The organism is Kitasatospora sp. NPDC101108 (assembly GCF_055584725.1).
The window spans coordinates 336,920-358,430 of the sequence record NZ_JBVJLM010000006.1; the positions used below are offsets into that span (position 1 = coordinate 336,920).

At 71.9% G+C, this 21,511-nt stretch carries 11 protein-coding genes; 7 read left to right on the top strand and 4 right to left on the bottom strand.

The window, feature by feature from the left end; genetic code table 11:
- Positions 1–23: 23 nt before the first annotated feature.
- Genes ACZ6Z8_RS16840 through ACZ6Z8_RS16850 form a run of 3 tightly spaced genes read left to right on the top strand, consistent with a single transcriptional unit; the run spans position 24 to position 2,166 of the window.
- Positions 24–389, top strand: a complete 366-nt coding sequence (locus ACZ6Z8_RS16840; protein ID WP_465610556.1) for a DUF742 domain-containing protein — start codon at positions 24–26, stop codon at positions 387–389.
- A gap of 3 nt (positions 390–392) precedes the next feature.
- Positions 393–992: a GTP-binding protein gene (locus ACZ6Z8_RS16845; RefSeq protein ID WP_465610382.1), complete on the top strand. Its 600-nt coding sequence runs from the start codon at positions 393–395 to the stop codon at positions 990–992.
- Between the two features lie 37 nt (positions 993–1,029).
- A complete protein-coding gene (locus ACZ6Z8_RS16850) occupies positions 1,030–2,166 on the top strand; it encodes an FAD-dependent monooxygenase (RefSeq protein WP_465610384.1) in 1,137 nt (378 codons plus the stop codon).
- Between the two features lie 47 nt (positions 2,167–2,213).
- Here the strand turns inward: ACZ6Z8_RS16850 and ACZ6Z8_RS16855 are convergent, their stop codons facing one another.
- Complete coding sequence (locus ACZ6Z8_RS16855) at positions 2,214–2,975, bottom strand: serine hydrolase (protein ID WP_465610386.1); 762 nt, start codon at positions 2,973–2,975, stop codon at positions 2,214–2,216.
- Between the two features lie 138 nt (positions 2,976–3,113).
- Between ACZ6Z8_RS16855 and ACZ6Z8_RS16860 the strand changes: the two genes are divergently transcribed.
- Complete coding sequence (locus ACZ6Z8_RS16860) at positions 3,114–3,260, top strand: hypothetical protein (protein WP_465610387.1); 147 nt, start codon at positions 3,114–3,116, stop codon at positions 3,258–3,260.
- 70 nt (positions 3,261–3,330) lie between these two features.
- Here ACZ6Z8_RS16860 and ACZ6Z8_RS16865 read toward each other — a convergent pair whose 3' ends face one another.
- The 3 genes from ACZ6Z8_RS16865 to ACZ6Z8_RS16875 all read right to left on the bottom strand — a co-directional run bounded on the left by ACZ6Z8_RS16865 (position 3,331) and on the right by ACZ6Z8_RS16875 (position 9,254).
- Positions 3,331–4,932 carry a hypothetical protein gene (locus ACZ6Z8_RS16865; RefSeq protein ID WP_465610389.1) on the bottom strand — a complete coding sequence of 534 codons (1,602 nt, stop codon included), beginning with the start codon at positions 4,930–4,932 and terminating at the stop codon, positions 3,331–3,333.
- A gap of 78 nt (positions 4,933–5,010) precedes the next feature.
- Complete coding sequence (locus tag ACZ6Z8_RS16870; RefSeq protein ID WP_465610391.1) at positions 5,011–5,772, bottom strand: leucyl/phenylalanyl-tRNA--protein transferase; 762 nt, start codon at positions 5,770–5,772, stop codon at positions 5,011–5,013.
- Entirely contained in the window at positions 5,769–9,254 is a 3,486-nt protein-coding gene (locus ACZ6Z8_RS16875) for an amino acid adenylation domain-containing protein (protein ID WP_465610393.1), read from the bottom strand. The genes ACZ6Z8_RS16870 and ACZ6Z8_RS16875 overlap by 4 nt, the downstream gene beginning before the upstream one ends.
- A gap of 183 nt (positions 9,255–9,437) precedes the next feature.
- Here ACZ6Z8_RS16875 and ACZ6Z8_RS16880 point away from each other — a divergent pair, with 183 nt between their 5' ends.
- From ACZ6Z8_RS16880 to ACZ6Z8_RS16890, 3 genes are all read left to right on the top strand, one after another.
- The gene (locus ACZ6Z8_RS16880; protein WP_465610395.1) at positions 9,438–12,551 is read left to right on the top strand and encodes a putative bifunctional diguanylate cyclase/phosphodiesterase; all 3,114 of its coding nucleotides are present in this window, start codon (positions 9,438–9,440) and stop codon (positions 12,549–12,551) included.
- A gap of 231 nt (positions 12,552–12,782) precedes the next feature.
- A complete protein-coding gene (locus tag ACZ6Z8_RS16885; RefSeq protein WP_465610397.1) occupies positions 12,783–20,753 on the top strand; it encodes a ricin-type beta-trefoil lectin domain protein in 7,971 nt (2,656 codons plus the stop codon).
- A gap of 156 nt (positions 20,754–20,909) precedes the next feature.
- Complete coding sequence (locus tag ACZ6Z8_RS16890) at positions 20,910–21,437, top strand: hypothetical protein (RefSeq protein ID WP_465610398.1); 528 nt, start codon at positions 20,910–20,912, stop codon at positions 21,435–21,437.
- Positions 21,438–21,511: the final 74 nt, after the last annotated feature.

Sequence of the window (21,511 nt, forward strand, 5' to 3'; positions counted from 1 at the left end):
ACGCGGAGGACGAGACGGGCGTCATGGTGCGCCCGTACACCATCACCCGCGGCCGGACCGCTCCCGAGCGCGACGACCTCACCCTGATCACCGTGCTCACCACCGCCGAGGCCGAGGCCGACGCGGCCCTGGCGCGGGGCAGCCGCGCCGGTGCCCGCGGCCTCCAGCCCGAGCACCGGCTGATCCTCGACCGCTGCCGGCGCCCGGCCGCCGTCGCCGAGGTGGCGGCCGGCCTGGACCTCCCGGTCTCGGTCACCAAGATCCTGCTGGGCGACCTGGTCGCCCAGGGCCTGCTGAAGGCCCGGGCGCCGCTCTCGGTGGCCCGCGCCGCCGGGGGCGTGGACCTCGGCCTGCTCACGGCCGTACGCGAAGGACTCCGGAGACTCTGAACGATGGCAACGCCCCACTCCCGCAGTTCCGTTGACGAGCCCGCCGCCGCCCCGGCCGCCGTCAAGATCCTGATCGCGGGCGGCTTCGGCGTCGGCAAGACGACCCTGGTCGGCTCGGTCAGCGAGGTCACCCCGCTGCGCACCGAGGAGTACCTGACCACGGCCAGCGTCGGCGTCGACGACCTGGCCGGCGTCGACCAGAAGGACACCACCACCGTCGCCCTGGACTTCGGCCGGATCACCGTCAGCCCCGAGCTGGTGGTCTACCTGTTCGGCACACCCGGGCAGGAACGTTTCTGGTTCATGTGGAACGACCTGGTCAACGGCGCCCTCGGCGGGATCGTCATCGCCGACACCCGGCGGCTGGACACCAGCTTCGCCTCGATCGACTTCTTCGAGAGCCGGGGCATCCCGTTCGTGGTCGCGATCAACTGCTTCCACAGCCACAACACCCGTACCCCGGAGGAGATCCGGGCCGCCCTCGACCTCGACCCGCAGGTCCCGATGCTGATCGGCGACGTGCGCGAGCGCGGCTTCGGCCGCGACCTGCTGCTCGCCCTGGTCGACCACCTGATGGACCTCGCCGCCGCGCCCGTCGGCTGAAAGCGCAGCGGCCTCAACCCCCCTGGAGTGCCCCTTCATGACCACCGCTCCCCTGCGCGTCCTCGTCCACGGCGGCGGCATCGGCGGCCTCACCCTCGCCACCGCCCTCGCCCGGCGCGGCCACCACGTCGAGGTCGCCGAGCTGCGCGACCGGCTGGAGGCCCTCGGCGTCGGCATCATCCAGCCCTCCAACGCCCTGCACGTGATGCGCGACATCGGTGTGCTGGACGAGTGCCTGGCCGTCGGCTTCGAGTGGGAGGTGCTGACCATCTGCGACCCGGCCGGCACCACCGTCGCCCAGATCCCCCAGCCCCGGATGGGCGACGCCCCCTCCAACAACGGCATACCGCGCCCCGCCCTGGCCCGGGTGCTGGCCGACGCCGCCACCTCGGCCGGCGCCACCGTCCGCTTCGGAACCTCCGTCTCGGAGCTCACCGACGACGGCTCCGGGGTCGACGTCACCCTCACCGACGGCCACCGCGGCCGCTACGACCTGGTCGTCGGCTTCGACGGCATCGGCTCGCCGCTGCGCAGGCACCTGTACGGGGACACGTACGCACCGGAGTACACCGGCTTCGCCAACTGGCGCGTCACCCTGCCGCGTTCGCCCGAGGTCAAGGGCGTGGTGATGTCCACCGGGAACCTCCGCGCCAAGGCGCTGCTCACCCCGATCAGCGACCAACTCATGTACCTCGGCTCGGTGTTCGCCGAGGCCGAGGACTTCCGCCCGGACCCGGCGGCCGCCCACGAGCAGCTCCGGGAGCGGCTGGCCGGCTTCGGCGGCCCGATCGCCGAGGCCCTCGCCCAGGTCACCGACCCGGCCGCGGTGGTCTACTCCCGCATCTCCCAGGTCACCGTCGAGGAGCCCTGGCACGTCGGCCGCATCGTCCTCGCCGGCGACGCCGCCCACGCCTCCACCCCGCACCTCGCCCAGGGCGCCGCGATGGCCGTCGAGGACGCCCTCGTCCTGGCCCAGAGCCTGGACGCGGCGGAGGACGTCCCGGCGGCCCTCGCCGCCTGGGAGGAGCGGCGCCGCCCGCGCGCGATGTGGGTGCAGGCGCTGTCCCGGGCGGTCCTCAAGCAGGAGACCGGCACCCCGACCACCCCGGAGGAGGACGAGCTGCTGAAGATCGGCATCCCCGGCGCGGCCCACGTCCTGGTCAAGCCCTACTGAGGTCCCGCCCGCGGGGCCCTGCCACCGGGCCGGGGCCCCGCTGCCCTTCAACGCGGGCTGATGGCCCGGCGGTGCCTCCAGACCTCCGCCGAGATCCGCGCCAGCAGCCGGGCCGCCGGGTCCGTGCGGTCGCTGCCGTCGGCGAGCGGGCCGGTGTAGCAGACGGCGATCAGGTACGGCGGGCAGTCGCGCGGGTGGACCAGCCCCACGCAGTGCCGGGCGCCGGGCAGCCAGCCGTTCTTGAACGCGATCCGGGTGCCCGGCGGCAGCCCGGCGGCGAGGTCCACCCGGAAGTCGTTGCGTTCCAGCAGGGCGAGGAGTTCGGGCTCGTCCGCGAGCGAGTGCAGCAGCCGGACCAGGTCACGGGCGCTCACCCGGTTGTGCACGCCCGCGGCGCGCGCCGCGTGGTCCTCGATCCCGCGCGGGCTCGCGCTGCGGGTGGCCCCCGCCCGGCGCCACACCTCGGCCACCGAACGCCGGTCGGTACGGGCCAGGCAGAGATTGGTCGCCAGGTTGGAGGAGTGGGTGATCATCCGTTCGGCCAGCAGGCGCAGCGGCACGTGGGTGCCGAGCAGCTCCCATGGCAGCGGATCGCTGTCCCAGTCGGGATCGTTGCCGAACTCCCCGCCCACGACGGACTCGAACCGGTTCACCACCGGCACCTCGGCATCGAGGTTCGCCCCGCTGCGGGTGAGTGCGGCGAGCACCGCGATCTTCATCGTGCTCGCGGCGTCGTGCAGTTCATCCGGCGCACGCATGAAGACCGGCTCCGCCTCGCCCGCCCAGGGGGCAACTACAACAGAGAGCATGGCGGAAGGGTAGGGCATTTCGGGCTGAAAGTACGCCAACGGCCCACTGCCGGGGCGGCGGTGGGCCGTGAAGGGAGGTCCGATCAGACCTCGGCGGTGGCGGCGAAAGTGATCCGCCGCCTCGGCACACTTCCGCTGATGCACCAGCCCGGAGAGCGGTGGCAGGACCACTCCGCCGGCGACCTCCTCCTCGTGGCCGTCGCCGCCGAACCCGGCGGCCGCCGACGCAAAGCGCTCGGCCGGGAAACCCCGGCCGAGCGCCTGCATCAACTCGTCGCGGCCTGATCGAACCGACCACGTGTTGCAACGACCCCCGGGAATCCGCCGAGCGGCAGCCGGGGCCCCTGGCGTCGCGTCAGCCCGCGGGCTTCGCCGCCGGGAGGGTGGCCGAGCCGGCGATCAGGGGCCATTCCTTGTGGAAGGGCGGGAAGGGGATCTGCTTCTCGAACAGCGGGGTGCCGAAGACCTTCAGGTGGGCGGTCAGCGCACCGGTGAGGTCAACGCCGCAGACCAGCGACCAACTGCCCTTGGCCTGCGGCCCCTTGCCGGGCAGGTCGACCGCGAGGGAACCGTCGGCCCTGGCGCTCAGGTAGGGGGCGACGGCCGCCTCGACACCGACGGTGTCGTACAGACCGACGCTGGCGTCGACGCCCAGGGCGGCCCGCACGGACGCCTTGCCGTTGAGGCTGACGTGCACCGGCGAGACCTTGGTGTCGGCGTTGGTGGCCGAGGTCCAGCCCTTGTCACCGGAGTAGTCGGCGCGCACGGCCCAGGTGCCGGTGGCGTCCTGCTCGGTCTCCAGGTGCACCTGCCCGTCGGCGCTGACCTCCAGGTAGCAGGTGAGGCCGAGGTTGACCACCACGGGCAGGCCCGCCACGGTCAGCACCGGGCTGGCCTGCAGCTTGGCGAAGGGCACCCGGATCGGCGCCGCACCGGTGTTGCGGGCGACGTCGCCGGTGACCTTCCAGTGCGCCTCGGCGCCCAGGTCGAAGCCGATCGAGGCGGTGCGCGGACTGGTGGCCTGCGCACCGTGGTAGGCGAAGTGGACCGCCGGGTGCAGTTGGAGGGAGCCGGAGGCGTTCAGGCTCGCGCCCTCGGGCAGCGGGACCGGGGCGTTGACGTTCACGCCCAGGGTGCCGGAGGCGTCGCCCTTCACGCCGTTGCCGTCGGCGCCGACGTTCCACTTGAGGTCCTTGACCAGCGGGGTCACCTGGATGCCGTGCACGTCGATCGGGAGGCTGCCGTCCGCCTCGGTACCACCGAGCAGCTCGGACAGGGTGGCCGGCCGGGTGGTGAGGTTGACGGTGCTGCCAGCCCCCGGCTTGACGCCGGTGACGGCGACCAGCGCGCCCTGCGGCGCGGCGGCGGTGGGCGGGCTGGCGATCAGCTGGCCGGGCTGGACGGCGGCCGCAGCCGCGGCGCTCGCGGCCGTGCCCGGGGAGGCGCTCGCGGAGGCGGTCGGGGAGGCGGCCGGGGCCGTGCTCGGCGAGGCACTCGCGGAGGCGGTCGGGGAGGCGGTCGGGGAAGCGCTGGACGCGGCGCTCGGGCCCGAGGCGGTCAGGACGGCCGTGCCCTTCCCCGGGTCGTACGCGGTGAGCTGGAGGGCCTTGGTCGCAGCCGTGACCGCGCCACCGTCCTTGCCGGGGCTGCCGATGGCGGCCTGCTTGTCGTCGGCCGGGGCGACCGCGACATTCCCACTGCTGCCACTGCCGGCGGTCGGACGGCCGGAGGCCGGGACTCCGGCCCGGGCTCGCGGGGCACCGGGGGTGGTCGCGGCGCCCGCCGGGCTGCCCCCGGCGGTGGTCGCGGTGGCGTCGGTGGCGCTGGTGGCGGCGGCGGGTTCGCCGGCCGCCCGGGAGGTGCTGCCGGGGCTGGTGGGCCCGCACGCGGCCGTCCCGGCGAGGATGAGGGTGAGCAGGGCTGCGGGCGCGGCCCGGCCTATCGAGGGCTTGAACACGCAGCGTCATGTTACTGACGAGGAATAAGTTTGTCGAAGACGGGCCGACGCGGGGCCGGAGGGGGCAGGAACCGCAGGTCAGACCAGCCGTGCGACCGGCAGCCGGTCCGTGGGCAGAGTGCCCGCCGTGGGGGCTACGGCCAGTTCGTCGAGGTAGCGGGAGCGTGCCATCGGCACCGCCCCGAGGCTGCGCACGTACGGCCCGTCCCACTGGGCGTCCAGCAGCCGCCCGCCCGCGGCGCCGAACCGCGCACCGAGGTCGGCGACGGCGACCCGGGCGGCGTCCGGCCGCCGGTGGAACATCGAGTCCAGGCTGAGCACCGGCCAGACGGCCACCCCGAACACCCCGCCGATCAGCTCCTCCCCCTCCCACACCTCCACGCTGTGGGCCGCACCGCGCGCGTTGAGCTCCATCAGCGCCACTCTCAACTCCTGGGTGAGCCAAGCCGGTTGGCGCCCTTCGGCGCAGGCCGCGAGCACCGCGCCGAACGCGGCGTCCGCGGTGGTGAACCACTCCAACGGGCCGCGAAGCCGGCGGGCGAGCCTGCGGGGCAGCCGCACCTGGCCGGGGCGCAGCACCGGCCGCGGGTCCGGCGACCACCACGCCAGCGCGTACGGGTCCTCCGCGCCCGGCAGCAGGGCCACCTCCCCGGCGTCGACCGCGTCCCCGTGCAGCGCCTCGTTGTAGGCGCTCGTGTAGTCGTCGGCCGCGGGCAGCGGGAACAGCCCGTGCCGATAGGCCGTCAGCAGCTGCTCCGGTCCGAGTTCCCCGCCGAAGGCCACCGGCCGTTCGCCGTCCGCGGATCGGAGGTCCAGCGCGTCGAAGCCGGTCACGGTCACAGGAACCCCTCGTCCGCCAGCCGCGCCAGGTAGTGGTCCAGCAACGCGCCGTCCACGTCCGGCAGTTCGATCCCGCTGCCCTCCAGCGCCGCATCCGCGTTGCGCCGGTCGAAGCGCGGGAACACCGGCTGGAAGTACAGCTCGCTGATGGACAGGTCCACCCCCGGTGCCCGGTCGACGAACAGCGGGACGAAGGGTGTGATCGGGTGCGTCGGGTGCCCGGCGGCGAACCGGACCAGCCGCTGCACCCAGTCCCGGTACGGGAGTTCGGTGATTTGCCGGCCGCGCGCCCGGAGCCGGTCGGCCAGGTCGGGGAGCCCGGCCGGGTTCGGCGAGGTGAGGTGGTAGACCTCCCCCTCGGCAGGCGCGTGCGCGGCGATGTGGGCGACCGCACGAGTGAACCGGTCGGCCGGGACGAAGTCCAGCGGCAGCCGCACGTCCGGGCAGGTGCCACTGTCGGCGAAGTACTTGATCAGCGCGCAGAGTTCGGTGCCGGTGTTCATCACTCCGGCCACCAGGTCCCCCGTCACGTCGTTGGTGCGCAGCACGGTGACCGGCAGTCCGCCCGCCGCCGCGTTGTGCAGTAACCGCTCGGCGACCCACTTGCTCTCGACGTAGCCGACGCCCAGCCGTTCGGGGTGGGCGAGCGGCGTGCGCTCGGTGACCTCGCGGACGCCGGCCGCGCCGAACCCGGCCAGCACGGCGAGGGTGGAGAGGTAGTGCACCGGGACGCCCCGGCTGTGCCCGGCGAGCCGGACCACCTCCCGGGTGCCGCCGACGTTGGGTGCGCGCAACTGGTGGTACGGATAGAGGAAGTTGACCTCCCCGCCGAGGTGGAACACGGCGTCCAGATGCTCCGCCAGCCAGCAGAACTGACGCTCCGTCAGGCCCAGTCGCTCGGCGGCGAGGTTGCCGACCAGGGGCACCACCCGGGCGTCCGCCAGGTCCCGTCGCAGGAAGCGCTGCCGGCTGGCGCGCAGCCGTTCCAGCGCGTGTTCCCGGTCGGGCGCGCGGACCAGGCAGTGGATCCGCGCCCGGGTGGTGGCGAGCAGGACGTCCAGCAGGTGGGCACCGCAGAAGCCGGTGGCGCCGGTGAGCAGGATCTCGGCGGGATCGGCCCGGGAGGGCGCCGGGCTCCAGGACTGGCTCACGGCGTGGGTGAGTTGGGCCTCGGCCTGCCAGTCGACGGCGGCCTCGCCGTGGGCGACGCCGGTGCGGGCGGCCTGCAGGGCCGCGGTGAAGTCGCGCAGCACGGGTGAGCGCAGCAGCGCCCGGGTGAGGGTGCGGACGTGGCCGACGTCCAGGCCGAACATCATCCGGGCCCGGGCGAGCATCTCCATGGCGAGCAGCGAGGTGCCGCCGAGGGCGAAGAAGTCGTCGTCGGGGCCGACGCGTTCGGCGCCGAGGAGCGCCGCCCAGAGGTGCCCGACGGCCGCCTCCACGGCACTGGGTCCGACAACGCCGGGTCCGGCAGCACCGGGTCCGACAGCACCCGATCCGACGGCACCCGATCCCACGGCACCGGGTCCGACAGCTCCGGGTCCGACGGCTCCGCCGGCCGCGGCCGTCCGCACCTGGGCCGTCCGCACCGGAGCCTGCGGCAGGGACCGCCGGTCGATCTTCCCCGCCGCGGTGAGCGGCATGGCCTCCAGCGGCACGAACTCGGCCGGGACGAGGTACTCCGGCAGCCGTTCCGCCAGGAAGGCGCGCAGCAGTTCGGGCCGTACGACGGCCTCCCCGAGCGTGTAGTAGGCGGTGAGCACCCGGCTGCCGTCCGGCGCGCTGCCGTCGGCGGCGACCCGGGCCTGCCGCACCGCCGGGTGGTCGGCCAGCACGGCCTCGACCTCGGCCGGGTCGACCCGGTGCCCGCGCACCTTCACCTGGTCGTCGAAGCGCCCGAGGATCTCCAGTTGCCCGTCCGCCCGCCAGCGCCCGGCGTCACCGGTGCGGTACATCCGCTCGCCGGGCAGCGGCGCGTACGGGTCGGGCAGGAACGATTCGGCGGTGAGCCCGGCCTGCCGCCAGTAGCCGCGAGCGAGGCCCGGCCCCCCGAGGTGGATCTCGCCCCGCTCGCCGGGCCGCACCGGCCGCAGCCGTTCGTTCAGCACGTGCACCCGCACCCCCGGCAGCGGGCGGCCGATCGGCACCGGCGCGGTGGGGGCGTCCAGCAGCTCCGGGGTGACCTCGCAGTGGAGGGAGGTGACGGCCGCCTCGGTCACCCCGTACGCGTTCAGCAGGCGGACCCCCGGCAACCGATCCCGGCAGGCCCGGCAGTCGTCGGCGTGCACCACGTCCCCGCCGACCACCACCAGCCGCAGTCCGGTCGGGGCGGGCCCGCGGGGCGGGAGCAGGTCGAGCACGTGGTGCCAGTACGCGGGCGTGAAGTCGGCGACCGCCAGGCCGAGCCGGGGCAGCCGCCGGACCAGTTCGGTCGGCGCCCAGGTGTCCCGGCCGCCGAGCACGACGGTCGCGCCCGCGAGCAGCGTGGAGAACACCTGCTCCAGAGCGGTGTCGGCGCCGAGCGCGGCCAGCTGGAGCACCCGCTCACCGGGGACGAGGCCGTAGGCGCGGACGACCCGCTCCAGAGTGAAGACGAGGGAACGGTGGGTGACCGGCACGCCCTTGGGGCGGCCGGTGGTGCCGGAGGTGTAGATGAGGTAGGCGAGGTCGTCCGGCGCGGAGGCGGTCTCCGGAACACCGCCCGGAACACCGCCCGGAACGTCGGCCAGAACGTCGGCCGCGCCGGAGGCGCCCTCCGGCACGCCGGCCGGAACGTCCGCCGAAGCCCCTTCCGAGGGTTCCACCGCCGCCACCCCGTCGAACCCGGCGCCGTCCGTGACCGCCACCCGCGCCCCGCAGTCCGCCACCAGCCCCGCGAGCCGCCGCGGGGGGTGCGCCGGGTCCAGCGGCAGGAAGGCCGCGCCCGCCTTGAGCACCGCCAGCCAGGCCACCACCAGCTCCACGCCGCGCCGCAGGCACACCGGCACCACCTGATCCGGCCCCACCCCGCGGGCCCGCAGCACCGCGGCCAGCCGGTCGCTGCGCAGGTCCAGCTCGCGGTAGCTCAGCGTGGCGCCCTCCCCCACCACCGCGACCACCGCCGGATGGTGCGCGGCCCGGGCCCGGAACAGCCCGTGCACCGTCTCCGCGGACCCGACGGGGGCGCGGCGGGCCAACGCCTGCTGCCGGTCCCGCTCCACCCGGTCCCGCCCGGACGGGTCCCGGTCCGTCCAGTTCCGCTCCACCCAGGCCCGGCACTGCGCCCGCCCGGTCGGCCCGTACACCTGCCGCCACCCGGCCGGCAGCGTCAAGTCCCCGGGCCAGATCGCATACTGACCGTCGTCGTTCCGTACCACGGCGTGACGCCCGGAGTTCACATCCGGGCGTACGCCCCTTGCGCTGTCGGCTGCGTCGTCCACCGGCTTGACCTCTTGCTGAAGCGGCAGAATGCTGGGAGGTGCGACATTTCCGACTATACGCACTCGCGGAACACCGACAACGTCCGGCGCTCAACCCGCCGGACGCCGCCGGTCCGTGGGTGGAACGGTCCCGACAGACCCGTCCCCGCCCGAACTCCCCCGCCGCTGCGGCGGGGTGGCGGCGCGGAGGAGGGAGCCTCGTTGACTCTCCGGCGACAACGCCTGATGGTGTGTTACCTGTGCTGGATGGTGCTGTTCACCGGCATCTACTTCGCCGACCCCGGGCTGCGGATCATCTGGTGGACGGGCATGGGCCTCGGCGGCGTCGCCGCCGTCGTGGTCGGCGTCCGGCTCAACCGCCCCCGCCACCCACTGTTCTGGTACCTGCTGGCGCTGGCCAACCTCAGCTTCACCACCGGTGAGGCGGTGCAGGCCCTCCAACTCGACATCCTGCACCTGCACAACCCGTTTCCCTCCGTCGCCGACGGCTTCTACCTCGCCGAGTTCGTGCTGTACGCCATCGGCCTGCTCGGCTTCATCCGCTGGCGCACGGCCCGTCAGGACCGCGCCGGACTGCTCGACGCCCTGATCATCACCCTCGGCCTGGCCCTGCTCGTCTGGATCTACCTGATCCTCCCGTACGCCCTGAACCCGGACCTCACCTGGTTCCAGAAGGCCGTCTCCATCGCCTACCCGCTCGGCGACGTGATCGTGCTCGCCCTGCTGCTGCGGCTGTTGACGCCCCGCGGCGGCAACTCCCGCTCCCTGCAGCTGCTCACCGTCGGCGCCCTCGGCCTGCTCACCTCAGACGTCCTCTACGGACTGATCCAGCTGCACGGCACCTGGCGGATCGGCACCGGCATCGAACTCGGCTGGGCCGCCTTCTACGCGGCCTGGGGCGCGGCCGCGCTGCACCCCTCGATGGTCGAGCTGACCAGGCCCGTCCCCACCCAGCAGCCCGACCTCTCCGCCACCCGGCTCGCCCTGCTGACCATGGCCTCGCTGATCGCGCCCGCCATCCTGATCATCGAGTCGCTGGCCGGGAACACCGCCAACGCGGGCGTGATCGGCGCCTTCTCCGCCCTGCTCTACCTGCTGGTGCTGGCCCGGCTGGCCGTCGTGGTGGACGCCCGCCGCCAGGCCGTGGCCCGTGAGCGGACGCTGCGTGAGGCGGGCGCCCGGCTGACCGCGGCCGTCACCGTGGCGGAGGTCGCGGACGCCGTCCAGACCGCCGCCTCCACCCTGATGCCCGCCGAGCGCGGGCACGTCGCGCTGCTCGCGGTCACCGAGTCCGGGGTGCTGCACGTCCGGCGGGCCGGCAACGGCAAGGACGGCGTGGACCCCGACTCCGGCGTGGGCTCCGCGGCGCCCGAGGAGGACAAGGTCCTCGCCCGCCTCGCCGCCCACCGCGAGACCCGCCTGCTGCCCGTCGGCTCCGTCGACCTGCCCGCCCACCTCGGCGGCATGCCCGCCGCTCTGGTCTGCCCCCTCATGCTGGCCGAACGCCTCTCCGGCGACCCGCTGATCGGCGCGCTCGTGGTCACCGGCACCGAGCAGGAGCTGACCAGCCTCTGGGGCTCGCTGGAGATCCTCGCCTCCCAGGCCGCCCTGGCCGTCGAACGCCTGGTGCTGAGCCAGGAGATCACCCGGCGCGACAGCGAGCTGTACTTCCGCACCCTGGTGCAGAACGCCAGCGACGTCATCCTGATCCTCGACGCCGACGACGGCATCTGCTACGCCTCCTCCTCCGCCGAGCGCGTGCTCGGCCGTTCCGATCTGGACGGCACCCAGCTGACCGACCTCGTCCCGCCCGAGGACAGCCGGGAGGTCGGCAAGGCGCTGGCCCGGATGCGCGGCTCCGCCGACCCGCCCCGGGGCGACCAGCCGCGCGAGCACTGGCGGCTGCTGCGCCAGGACCGCACCCCGATCGAGGCCGAGGTCCGCTACACCGACCTGCGCGACGACCCGACGGTCGGCGGACTGGTGCTCACCCTGCGCGACGTGACCGAACAGCGCCGGATGGAGCGCGAGCTGACCCACCGGGCCTTCCACGACTCGCTCACCGGCCTCGCCAACCGGGTGCTGTTCCAGGACCGGGTCGGCCACGCGCTCGCGCGCGGCGAGCGCAGCGGGGCCGTCACCGGGGTGCTGTTCATCGACCTGGACGACTTCAAGGTCGTCAACGACACCCAGGGCCACGCGGTGGGCGATGAACTGCTGGTCGCCGTCTCGCTGCGGATCTCCACCGCGCTGCGCAGCTCGGACACCGCCGCCCGGCTCGGAGGCGACGAGTTCGCCGTCCTGGTCGAGGACGCGGTGCGCCCGACCGACGTGGACACCATCGCGGGCGCGGTGCTCTCGGTGTTCACGGAGCCGTTCAAGCTCAGCGCGGGTGCGGTCCGGGTCAGCGCCAGCATCGGCGTGGCGACCACCGAGGACAGCGTGGACGCCGCCGAACTGCTCACCCACGCGGACCTCGCGCTCTACTCGGCGAAGGCGGCCGGCCGCCGCCAGTGGTGCCACTACCGACCGGCGCTGCAGGCGGGACTGGTGGAGCGGCACGAGCTGAACGAGAACCTGGACTCCGCCATCGCGGAATCGGCCTTCCAGCTGTACTACCAGCCGATCGTCGACCTGCGGACGGGCGACCTGGTGGCCTTCGAGGCCCTGGTCCGCTGGCCGCACGACCGGCGCGGCATGGTGCTGCCGGACGAGTTCATCGCCCTCGCCGAGGAGAGCGGCCAGATCGTCCCGCTCGGCGCCTGGGTCCTGGAACGCGCCGTCGAGGAGGCCGCCGCCTGGCACGCCGCCAGCTCGGCCGCCCGCGCCGCCGCCGGGCTCCCCCCGCTGCGGGTCAACGTCAACGTCTCCGCCCGCCAGTTCCTTGACGCCGGGTTCGTCGACGTGGTCCGCCGCTCCCTCGCCTCCTCCGGCATCGACCCGCGCACCCTCGTCCTGGAGCTCACCGAATCCGTCCTGATGCGCCGCGACGACCGGCTGCGCGCCGACATGGACACCCTCGGCGACCTCGGCATCGGCCTCGCCATCGACGACTTCGGCACCGGCTACTCCTCCCTCTCCTACCTGCGGGAGTTCCCGATCTCCCTGCTGAAGATCGACAAGTCCTTCATCGACGGCCTCGGCAACTCCCCCCAGCAGTACGCCCTGGTCGAGGGCATCACCCGCATCGCCGACACCCTCGGCGTCCAGGTCATCGCCGAGGGCATCGAACACCCCGACCAGCGCGACCTGCTGGCCGCCATGGGCTGCCCCCTCGGCCAGGGCTACCTCTTCGCCCACCCCATGGACGGCACGCGAGCCCAGGCCCTGGTCCGCCGGGCGACGTACGAACCGGCGTAGCGCACGGGTCGGACGCCCCCACAGGCCGACGGGGCGCTGACGGCACTGACGGCATTTCCGACATTTCATTGCATTGCTGATGAATCGCCATTCCATGAACACCTTGCGGAAGCAATCCGTTACGGAATCTTCATCCTGACTGGCCATTGAGGGTCCGCCAGGAATGAGAGATTGTCACTCGGCTTTTACGGAAGTCATCCAAAACAATGGCAATCTCTTGAGAGAGTCTTGATGTCACGACGGTCTCAGGCCTCGTCCGGTTCCACGGACGGGGCCTTCTCCACGCGTAGGACGCGCCGAATAGCCGCGCTCCTGACGCTCGGTCTGCTGGTTCAGACCGGCGTGGCGGTGGACGCGATCAGCGCCGCCCCGGCGGTCGCCGCGCCCACGCCACCCGCGCCCCCCGTCACTCCTGCCACCGAGGCGTCCGACGAGGCGTCCGCCCTGCTGTCGGCCCGACTGCAGAAGCGGCGCATCGAAGTCACCGGTGCGCGCACGGAGTTCACCACCCTGTGGGCAAACCCCGACGGCACCCTCACCTCGGACCGGTCCACCGGACCGATCCGGATGAAGGTCGGCGAGGCGTGGGTGCCCGTCGACACCACGCTGGTGCAGACGCCCGACGGCAAGGTGACACCGAAGGCCCACCCGGGCGGGGTGGTCTTCGAGGGCGGCGACGCGGGGGTAGCGGTGGGCGACAGCCTGCCGAGTATCGCCCCGACGACGACTCCGACGACGACTCCGACAGCCGCTCCCAGCACCGCGCCGGCGCCTGCCCCGACGGCAACAACGCCCAGTGCGACACCGACTGCCACCGGCGCACCCAGCGTGACACCGACGGTCACCGCGTCCGCCACACCCTCGGCTTCGCCGTCAGCCTCGCCGTCGGCCGGGGCGACCCGGGCCTCCCGCAGCGGTGCCCGCCTGGCCGCGGCCCCGGCCGCCAATCCCAAGCCCGCCGACTCGAAGCCTGCCGACCCCAAGCCCGCCGAGCGCGAGCTGGTCAAGATCGGTACCGGTGAGCAGCAGGTCAAGTTCGGCTGGCTCGGCAAGCTGCCCAGGCCCAAGCTGGAGGGCAACAAGGCCACGTATGTCGATGCCCGCCCGGGCGTCGACCTGGTCCTGGAAGCCACCCGGACCGGTTTCGAGCAGTTCCTGATCGTCAAGGACCGTGCCGCCGTCGCCCAGACCGGCACCGTGACGATCCCGCTCGACACCACCGGCCTCACCGTCGCCCCGCAGCAGGACGGCTCGATCCAGCTGCTCGACAAGACGAGCGGCAAAGTCACCGTCCGGATCCCGACCCCCGTCATGTGGGACGCCACCGTCGACCCGGCCTCTCAGGAGCACCTGAACCGCGGCGCGGTCACGATGGAGCTGCGTGGCAAGGGCGCCGACACCGAGCTGGTGTTCACCCCGGACGCGGCCTTCCTCGCGGACTCCAGGACCCGGTTCCCGGTCACCATCGACCCGGTGGTGGACGTCGGCACGACCTTCGACACGTACGTCCAGACCAACGAGAACTTCGACGCCTCCGCGTCGACGGACCTCAAGCTGGGCAGCTACGACGGCAAGGTCGTGGCCCGGTCGTTCCTGACCATCCCGGGCGGCCCGTTCAACGGCAAGCAGATCCTGGGCGCCACGCTCAACGTCGCCAACTACCACTCCGCGTCCTGCACCCCGAAGCAGTGGGAGGTCTGGAACGCTCGCGGCGCGGGCTCGTGGGCCCGCTGGGGCAACCAGCCAGCGATGGAGAGCAAGTGGGCGACGTCGAACGACACCTACGACGTTTCCGGCGACGGTGACAGCTACGACTGCTACGCCGCCGGCGGAACGTTCTGGGCCAAGGCCGACGTCACCGAGATGATCCGGTACTTCGCGGGGTTCGGCTACACCGACTACGGCTTCGCCCTCAAGGCGGCGGACGAATCCAGCAGCCTGTCCTGGAAGCGCTTCAGCTCCGCCGAGGGCAACTGGCCGCCGTACGTCTCGATCACCTACAACACCGTCCCGGCCACCCCCGGCACCGTCGAGGTGCTGCCTTCGCAGCAGGGCAACCCCCGCTACACCTCGGACCCGAACCCGCGCTTCCAGGTGCAGGCGGCCGACCCCGACGGCGACCCGCTGAAGGTCTACCTGGATCTGTGGCGCGGCGGCACCTTCCTCGGCACCGTCGTCCGGGACACCCCGAACGGCGCGGTCGCGACCGTCCGCCCCTCCGACTACGGCATCGCCCGGCTCGATGAGGGCGTGCAGTACTCGATCTGGGCCATGCTCGACGACGGCAAGTCCCGCTCCGGCTGGGTGGGCACCAACGTCGTCGCCGACACCGTCAAGCCCGGAACGCCGTTCGTGAGTTCGGCGGACTACCCGTCGGACGGCCTCTGGCACGGCACCACCAATCAGCCTGGCTCGTTCACCTTCTCGCCCGCCCCGGGCACCGACGACACCGCGGCCTACGTCTACACCCTGGACGGCGGCACCCCGGTGACGGTCACCGCCACCGGCGCCCTGACCACGTCGATCACGCCGACCACCGAGGGCCGGCGCGTGCTCAGCGTGCAGTCCAAGGACCGTGCGGGCAACCTGTCCCCGCCCGCGTCCTACGTGTTCCAGGTCGGCCAGGCGGGCATCAGCTCGCCGGTCAACGGCACCCAGTCCGCCAAGCGCGTCAAGCTCTCCGTCGACGCGCAGACCCAGTTCAAGCGGGTGGTCTACCAGTACCGCCGTGGCCCCGGCGCCACGGAGTACAACGTCCCGCGCGCCAACCTCACCAAGGCGGACAACACCCCGGTCACCGAGGACAAGCCGCGCCTCGCGGACCTCGGTACCCACGCCAACTGGAACGTGCTGGACACCCTCGGCCAGGTCGGTGGCGTCGTCCAGGTCCGGGCGGTGCTCTTCCCCGAGGACGGTTCGGGCAACGGCTACACCACCGTCTGGAACACCATGACAGTGGACCGCAACGCGGACGGTGCGGCCACCACCCAGGTGGGACCGGGTTCGGTGAACCTGCTCACCGGTGACTTCACCACCAGCACGACGGACGCCGGCGAGTTCGGCATGTCCGTGAGCCGCACCGCCTCCTCGCGCGACCTCGCCCGCGGCTGGCAGCCCCAGGGCGAGCGGCTGACGCTCAACCAGCGTCAGGTCGGCACCGACACCAGCGGGTTCGCGCCCGGTCAGGCGAACCTCTCGCGTTCGACCGCACGCGGCCACGACAGCTCCACCGACTCGCTGTTGGTCACCTCGAACGGGCAGCTGGACTCTTTTGCGAGCATCGGTCCGGACGACCACACCCTGTCCCTGGGGATGAAGCCGGGCCGCACCTACCGCCTCACCGGCTGGATCTACGTTCCCGGCGCCACCGGGCTGAACCCGGACTTCGCCGACCGCGGACTGCGGCTCGCCGGCTTCGTCAAGACCCCGGCCGGCTACAGCAAGATCACCTCTGAGAAGGCGGCCTTCACCGACGCCTGGCAGCAGCTGACCGTTGACCTGACGGTCCCGGCCGACGCCACCGAGGCCTTCTTCCGCCTCTACAACGGCTTCACCGTGGCAGGCAAGCAGGTCTTCTTCGACGACCTGTCGCTGAAGGAGATCGTCGCGCCCTTCGGCCCCCAGTGGGCGGGCGGCCCCGACGCGGGCACTGGATCGGAACTGCGTTCACTCTCCTTCCCCCAGTCCGACCTGGTCGAGATCAAGGGCAATGACGACAGCTCGCTGACCTTCGCCAAGGGCAACGACGGGACGTTCTTCCCCGAGCCCGGCGCCGAGTCCATGACGCTCAAGGCCGTCCCGGCCAAGTCCGGCGCCATGGTCCTGTCCGCCTCGGGCCAATGCCTGGAGGTGCCGAACGGTGCCGCCGGCAACGGTGCGAGGCTGCAGTCGGCCGCCTGCACCGGCGCCGCCAACCAGCAGTGGACCCGCGGCGAGGACCTCACCCTGCGCCTGCTGGGGTACTGCCTGGACAACCCGTGGGGCCAGCTCAGCGACAACACCCCGCTCACCCTGTGGGGCTGCAACGGCGGTGACAACCAGCAATGGGAGGTCCGCACCGACAACACGGTGATGAACCGTCACTCGGGCAAGTGCCTGGACGCCTACCAGGGCGGCACGATCTGGACCTGCTGGGCGGGACCGAACCAGATCTGGGACGTCCAGACCGCCGGCACCACCTACGAGCTGACCGAGCTGGACGGCTCCAGGACCGTCTTCGCCCGCCAGGCCGGCTCGAACATCTACCAGGTGGTCAGCGAGACCGGCCCGGAGGCCAGCTCGACGACCCGGTACCAGTACGACACCACCGACGGCCGCTCCATGGTCAAGCGCGTCATCCCGGCTGTCGAGCCGGGCGTGGACGACGTCAACGGCTGCACGGTCGACCCGTTGCCGCGCGGCTGCCACGTCCTTGAGTACGACTACGCCAAGGTCACCACTGCCACGACTTCGGCCCCGGGTGACTATCTGGACCGGGTGCGCGCCGTGAAGGCCTGGTCGTGGAACCCGGCCACCTCCAAGCAGGAGCCGGTCGAAGTCGCCCGCTACGCGTACGACGACCGTGGCCGCCTGGCCGAGGCGTGGAACCCGCGTCTGGCCACCCCCTTGAAGATCACCTACGGCTACGACGACGCCGGTCGCCTCACGCGGGCCACCCCGGCCGGTCAGCTGCCGTGGAGCTTCGACTACGGCAAGGCCGCCGCCGACCAGGACCCGGGCCGTCTGCTCAAGGTGCGGCGTGCCGCGCTGGCGCAGGGCTCGAAGGACCAGGTCGTCGGGGAGACCGCCGCCACCGTCGTGTACGACGTGCCGCTGACCCGTGGCGCCGGCGGCCCGTACGACCTGTCGGGCGCCGAGGTGGCCAAGTGGGCGCAGACCGACGCCCCAACGGACGCCACCGCCGTGTTCGACGCCGAGGACGACCCGGGCACCAGCACGGCCTCGGCCGCCAAACCCGGCCCGGACGGCTACAAGCCGGCCAGCGTCCACTATCTCAACGCCTCCGGTAACGAGGTCAACACCGCAACCCCGTCGATCACCCCCGGCGGTGACATCGACACCAAGGAGTACGACCGCTACGGCCACGTCGTACGTACCCTGGAGGCGACCAACCGTTCCATCGCCCTCGGCACCCACGCGGACGCCGACAAGTACGCGGCCGAGCTCAACCTGCCGACGGACTCGGCCTCGCGGGCCCGGCTGCTGGACTCGCGCACCGTCTACACGGCCGACGGCCAGGACGTGGCGGAGACCCTCGGTCCGGTCTACCGTGCCGCGCTCGCCGAGCAGGTCAACGGTCAGACCACCCCGGTCTCCGTGACCTCCGAGGCCGAGAAGCTGCCGCAGCTGGGCACCAACACCAAGGTGCAGGTCGACAGCAACTGCTGCGGCCTGATCTGGTCCGGCGGCGCACACCTGGGCGTCCGCGGAACGGCGGCGGGCGCGTTCGACAGCATGCGGGTCAGTGTTCCCGAGGAAGGGGACTACGTCCTCTCCGGCCAGCTCACCAAAAACAGCGACCACGGCGTCATCCAGTGGGCGATCGACGGCCAGAACGTCGGCCAGCCGATCGACACCTACAGCGCCACCGCCGTGATCGCCCCGTACACCGTTGGCCAGTCGGTGCACCTGGCGCGCGGCGACCACGAGCTCAAGCTCACCCTGGTCGACACCAACGCCGCCAGCAGCGGCGAGCGCTTCCACACCGGCATCGACACCGTCACGCTCACCAAGGCGACCGTCAACCCGACCCTCCCGGCCGGCACTTCGGTCGTGGCCCGGGACCACAACACCAACACCTACGACGAAGGGAAGCCCGACGGCCAGACCTACCACCTGGTCACCACCGCCACCGACGGCGCCCGCATCGACGGCTACGCCGATGACGTCGAGCTGCGCGTCACCAGGAACGGCTACGCCACGCCGATCGGCGGCACCTCCGGCTGGACGCTGAAGAAGCCCACCTCGGTCACCACCGACGCCCTCGGCGCCAAGCTCACCAGCACGACGAGCTACGACGCCCAGGGCCGCACCGTCGAAACCCGCGTGCCGGGCAACGACGCCGCGGACGCCGGCACCGTGAAGACCGCGTACTACACGGCAGGTGCCAACGCGGCCGACCCCGCCTGCGCCAACCGTCCGGAGTGGGCGGGCCTGGTCTGCAGCACCTCCCCGGGGGCAGCGGTCACCGGCGCGGACTCCGCCCGGATGCCGACCACCCTTCCGGTCAAGCAGGTCACCCGGTACTCACGCGGCGGCAAGCCGGAGGAGGTCGTCGAGACCAACGCCGGCAAGACCCGCAAGACCGTGACGGTGTACGACGCGGTCGACCGCCCGGTCTCCACGGAGACCACCGGCGACGAGGGCGTGGCCGTGCCGAAGTCCGAGACCACGTACGACCCCGCCACCGGTGACACCGTCAAGGTCACCACGGGCGGCCAGTCGGTCAGCACGGTCCGCGACGTCCTCGGCCACATTGTTTCCTACACCGATGGCGACGGCGCGACGACCACCACCGAGTACGACAAGTTCGGCAAGCCGGTCAAGGTCACCGACCCCAGCGGCACGCTGTCCTTCACCTACGACCGGGCCAAGGAACCGCGCGGCCTGCTCACCTCGGTGACCGACAGCAAGGCCGGCGAGTTCACCGCCAAGTACAGCCCTGACGGGCAGCTCGTCGAGCAGACCTACCCTGGCGGCATCGTCCGCAAGGACACGCTCAACGCCTCCGGCAAGGCCGTCACCCGCACCTACACCCGGGCCTCCGACGGCGCCGTGGTCTGGGCACAGACCAACGAGGTCTCCACCCAGGGCCAAGTGATGAAGGACAGCACCGGCACCGGCAACAAGAGCTACGGCTACGACCGCCTGGGCCGCCTGGTCAAGGCCGAACAGGGCACCGTCAGCGGCGGCTGCACCACCCGGGTCTACACCTACGACAACCACTACAACCGCACGGCCAAGGCGGTCTCCGGACCGGCGGGCGACGGCACCTGCGCCACCGCCGGCGCCACCACGGCCTCCTCCACGTACGACAGCGCCGACCGGATCACCGATCCCGGCTATCAGTACGACGCGTTCGGCCGCACGGTGAGCACGCCGTCCGGCACCGCGATCGGCTACCGGGTCGACGACCTGGTCGCCTCCCAGGAGACCGCCGACACCCGGCAGACCTGGACCGTCGACCCGGTCGGCCGCTTCAACGGCAGCACCACCGCCAAGAAGCAGGCCGACGGCACCTGGTCCAACACCCTCACCAAGCTCAACCACTACGGCGGCGACGGTGACAGCCCCCGCTGGATCGTCGAGGACCCGACCACCGGCGCCTGGACCCGCAACGTCCCGGGCATCGACGGCGACCTCGCCGCCGCCACCACCGACAAGGGAGAGACCAAGCTCCAACTCACCAACCTCTTCGGCTCGGTGGTCCTCACCACCGACCCCGCCCTCACCAAGCCCGTCCTCCTCGACGCCGACGAGTACGGCAACCCGGCCGCAGGCCAGCCCGCCACCCGCTACGGATGGCTCGGCGGCAAGCAGCGCTCCGGCGAGGCCCAGGACGGCCTGGTCCTGATGGGCGTCCGCCTCTACAACCCGGCCGCAGGACGCTTCCTGTCCACCGACCCGGTCCCGGGCGGTAGCGCCAACGCCTACGAGTACGGCTTCGGCGATCCGATCAACAACTACGACCTCGACGGTCGCTTCTGCCTGAAGTACCGCAAGGGCGGAGGCTGCGCGGGCGGCCGCACGTTCAACAAGGCCGTAGGCGCGGTCAAGTCGGCGGCGGGCACAGCCAAGACCTGGACCAGGTCGACCGTGAGCACGGCCAAGAGGTGGAGCAATCAAGCCTCGGGCTGGGTCTCGAACCAGGTGAAGAAGCGGTGGAACAAGCGCTACCTCACCCACCTCGGCGTCAGCTTCGGAACAGGCTTCGTAGCCGGAATAGGTGCCGCGGCCTTCTGCGGGGCCACAGCGGGTCTCGGCTGCATGCTCGCAGCGGGTGCTGTGATCGGCGTGGTCGTGGGAACGCCCGCACACGTCGGCGCAGACGGATTCCTCGGATACCGTCCCTCCGACCGCGAAATCGGTGGCTACGCCGGCAAGTCAGCCCTGGGCGGTGGCTGGGCGGGAGGATTCCGATCCGTTACCGGAACATCTCCGTTGGGTTTGGTGATCAACCGAATCAAACGTTGGTGGAGCTGATGTTCGGGCCCCTCGGGTAGGGTCGCGCCGGATTGTTCGACCAGTCCGCCGTCTGAATCAGTGGCGGTGAACTACCGATGGCCTGGCTGCTCGGTGGGGCGTCCGGTTGTACGCCCCACCGAGCGTCGAGATCAGTGGCAAGTATTCGGAGTAGCAATGGAACTCAAGATTCTCGTTCCCACAACTCAATGGCGGAAACGGGCGAAGGAGCGAGCAAAACTCGCAGAGATGACCTCCCCGCTCGGAGTGCTTGAGATTGTCCGGGGACCGATGGGAGAGCTCGATGTCTCAGGGCAGATTCTGGAGCGCTGGGAGTTCCTCCTAGACGGAGCCGAACTCCTCGTGGTGAACAACATGGGCACACCCGGCTATGGCGCCAGAAGGCAGGTAGCCACCGGAATCGACGTCGCCTTCCAGGGAATCCCAGGCCGCCTCAACGGCGCACGCGGGTTGCGGTCATCGCGACGGTACATCGCGATGACCGCAGGGGACGTCCGACTTGAGGCCCGCGCGCAATGGCCTCGGTACGTCGTCCGCGATGGTTCAGGAAGAGAATGCGCCACGACTAACGGCAAAACGTGGATCTTCACGAGTCAGGACCCTGCCGTCATCGCATTCGCGGCCTACTTCACATCGGCCAATATGGAGCCGATGCTCAACTCTCCACTGTTGGAGCTCTTCTAAAGTTCACCATGGGTGAACCGAATCAGTACAGCGGCGAGGCGTCTTCGGGCGCCTCGCCGCGCGCGTGTCGGCGC

What these genes read in the sequence shown, in the direction of transcription:
- ACZ6Z8_RS16890 (WP_465610398.1), top strand. Translation starts at nt 20,910, where the DNA reads ATGGAACTCAAGATTCTCGTTCCCACAACTCAATGGCGGAAACGGGCG.
- ACZ6Z8_RS16855 (WP_465610386.1), bottom strand. Translation starts at nt 2,975, where the DNA reads ATGCTCTCTGTTGTAGTTGCCCCCTGGGCGGGCGAGGCGGAGCCGGTC.
- ACZ6Z8_RS16880 (WP_465610395.1), top strand. Translation starts at nt 9,438, where the DNA reads ATGGTGCTGTTCACCGGCATCTACTTCGCCGACCCCGGGCTGCGGATC.
- ACZ6Z8_RS16860 (WP_465610387.1), top strand. Translation starts at nt 3,114, where the DNA reads ATGCACCAGCCCGGAGAGCGGTGGCAGGACCACTCCGCCGGCGACCTC.
- ACZ6Z8_RS16850 (WP_465610384.1), top strand. Translation starts at nt 1,030, where the DNA reads ATGACCACCGCTCCCCTGCGCGTCCTCGTCCACGGCGGCGGCATCGGC.
- ACZ6Z8_RS16840 (WP_465610556.1), top strand. Translation starts at nt 24, where the DNA reads ATGGTGCGCCCGTACACCATCACCCGCGGCCGGACCGCTCCCGAGCGC.
- ACZ6Z8_RS16885 (WP_465610397.1), top strand. Translation starts at nt 12,783, where the DNA reads ATGTCACGACGGTCTCAGGCCTCGTCCGGTTCCACGGACGGGGCCTTC.
- ACZ6Z8_RS16845 (WP_465610382.1), top strand. Translation starts at nt 393, where the DNA reads ATGGCAACGCCCCACTCCCGCAGTTCCGTTGACGAGCCCGCCGCCGCC.